Genomic DNA, 2,598 nt, shown 5'->3' on the forward strand with positions numbered 1-2,598 from the left:
GCCGCGGGCAGGCGGCGGGCGGTGGCCACCGCCGGCCCGGGAGCCGGCGTCCGCGGGCCGCGGGCCCGCAGGTACAGCAGCGCGCACACGATGAAGCCGCCGCCGGCGACCAGCACCATGACGGGCGACCGCCCGGTGGGCGGCAGGGTGATCGCCGCCAGCGCCGCGGCGGCCACATAGGCCACGTTGAACAACAGGTCGTAGAGGGAGAAGGCGCGGCCCCGGTAGGCGTCCTCGGTCTGTTCCTGGACGATCGTGTCCACGCAGATCTTGCTCGCCTGGGCGGCGAACCCGATCGGCACCGAGGCCGCGATCAGCAGCGGTGACGAGAACGGCAGGCACAGGGCGATCTCGGCGATCCCGACGACGAGCAGCACCAGGCTGATCCAGACCTGCTTGCTGACCAGCCGGGTCACCCGCGGGGTGGCGAACGCGGCCACCACCGTGCCCACCCCGCTGGCCGTCACCAGCAGCGCGAGACCGCCGAGGCCACCGTCCGCGCCGGTGAAGTAGTTGCGGTAGAGCAGGACAGCCATCACCGTCGTCAGGCCGTACGCCGCCCGCGAGCCGGTCAGCGTGGCGAGCGCGTACCGGGCCGGGCGCCGCCGCCACAGATGGCCGGCGCCGGCCGCCAGCTCCACGACCACCTGCCGGGCCTCACGCAGGACCCCCTGCCCGGGTGTGGGGCGCAGTGGCCCGAACTCGTACCGGCCGGCGCGGCCGGCGGTACCCGCGGCGGCCAGGTAGGCCACGGCCGCGAGCGCGGCGACCAGGGCGACGCCCGCGTCGTCACCGCCGGCCAGCCCCCGTACACCGCTGCCGATCCCGGCGCCGACCAGCGTCATGACCGTCCCGGACGTCACCGACAGGGCGTTCGCCGTCACCAGCCGCCCGGTCGGGACGACGACGGGCAGCCCCGCGGACAGCGCCGCGAGCACGAAACGGTTCACGCTGAACACCGCGAGCGCGCTCGCGTAGAAGTCGGCGCCGGTGTGGCCGGCCGCGATGAGCAGGACGAGCAGGACGAGCAGCACCGCCCGGGCCAGCGCGCACACCACCAGCATCCGCTGCCGGGAGATCCGGTCGAGCACGATCCCGGCGAACGGGCCGATGACGCTGAACGGCAGCACCACGATCGCCAGCGACGCCGCGAGCGCCGTGGCCGACGTCGCCCGTTCCGGGGAGAACAGCACGTAACTGACCAGGCTCGCCTGGAACACGCCGTCGGCGGCCTGCGAGCTCAGGCGGGCGGCATAGAGCCGCCGGAATCCCGTCAGCCCGAGGAGCTGTCGCAGATCTCCGGCCCGCGCCACACCCCTGAGCCTACGGACCTGCCCCCGCCGGGGCGCGGCCCGCTCGACGCCACACCCTCGACGCGACCACGCGAGGCACGCGCGGTCCCTGCCGCGACGGCAGCCCTCCCTGCCCGTGGCCTGCCCTGCCTGTGGCTGGAGCGCCGGTCAAGTAGCGCGGATCCCATCTACGACCACCCACCCGTACAGGCCATGATCCAGGTGAGTTTGTCGTTGTGTACGCTTTTTGGTCGCAAAAGCGTACACAACGACAAAGTCGCGCCGATCTTCTCCGGTGGCTGGCTTCTATCGAAGCGTGCCACCGTTCGGGGGGATACGCATGGTTACCTGACCAGCACTCCAGCCGCAGCCCTGCGGCCACCCCGGGCCGTAGGTGAAAACCGTCGTTCCCATAGCGGTAGCCACCTACGGCCTCCGCTGCCGTAGGTGGCTACCGTCGCGATGACAACGGTTTCTACCTACAGCGGAGGGGCAGGACTGAGCACCAGAGGCAACGTCGGGGGCGGAGCCCCGCCGGTTTCTGCCTACGGCCGGGAGCCGGGGGGCAGGCCGGGCTGGGCGCCAGGGGTGGAGCCGGCACCGGAGCCAGGGCCAGTGTCCGAGGCTGGGCTGGCGCCGGGGCCAGGACTGGTGTTGGGGCCAGGACTGGGGCTGGGGCTGGGGCCAGGGCTGGTGTTGGGGCTGGGTGCGGGGGGCTCGCCGGGGATGGGGACGTTGTTCGCGCGGGCCCAGCGGAACAGCTCCGCCTCGGCCGCCTCTCGCCCGACCAGGCCCGCCTCGAAACGGAAGTCGAGCATGTGCGCCCGGGCCTGCCCCACCAGCCGGCCGGGGGCCAGGCCCAGCAGGGCCATGATGTCGTCCCCGGACAGCTCCGGGCGGATCGCGGCGATCTCCTCCTGCTCGGCCAGCTGGGCGATCCGCTCCTCCAGCGCGTCGTACGTGGCGGCCAGCGCCTCGGCCTTGCGCCGGTTGCGTGTCGTGCAGTCCGAGCGGACGAGCTTGTGCAGCCGGGACAGCTGCGGCCCGGCGTCGTGGACGTACCGGCGCACCGCCGCGTCCGTCCACTCCCCGCGCCCGTAGCCGTGGAAGCGCAGGTGCAGGAACACCAGCAAGGTGATCGCGTCCGCGACGTCCTTGGGGAAGCGCAGCGCCGCCAGGCGCTTACGGGTCATGTCGCGCCCGACCACCTCGTGGTGGTGGAAGGAGACGCCGCCGCCGGGGACGTGCCGGCGGGTCCGCGGCTTGCCGATGTCATGCAGCAGGGCGGCCCAGCGCAGCACCTCGT

Annotated in this window: 2 protein-coding genes; both read right to left on the minus strand. The window is 73.2% G+C overall.

Going from position 1 to position 2,598, the window contains the following annotated elements; all coding sequences use genetic code 11:
* Positions 1–1,313 (minus strand): MFS transporter (locus NBX02_RS22680; RefSeq protein ID WP_250293084.1); only part of this gene is annotated, 1,313 nt, incomplete at its 3' end.
* A 524-nt stretch (positions 1,314–1,837) separates the two neighbouring features.
* Positions 1,838–2,598, minus strand: a 761-nt coding sequence (locus NBX02_RS22685) for an HDIG domain-containing metalloprotein (protein WP_250293085.1), incomplete at its 5' end; no start/stop codon positions are given.

This window comes from Protofrankia sp. CiP1_Cm_nod1 (genome assembly GCF_920888515.1).
Taxonomy (GTDB): Bacteria; Actinomycetota; Actinomycetes; order Frankiales; family Frankiaceae; genus Protofrankia.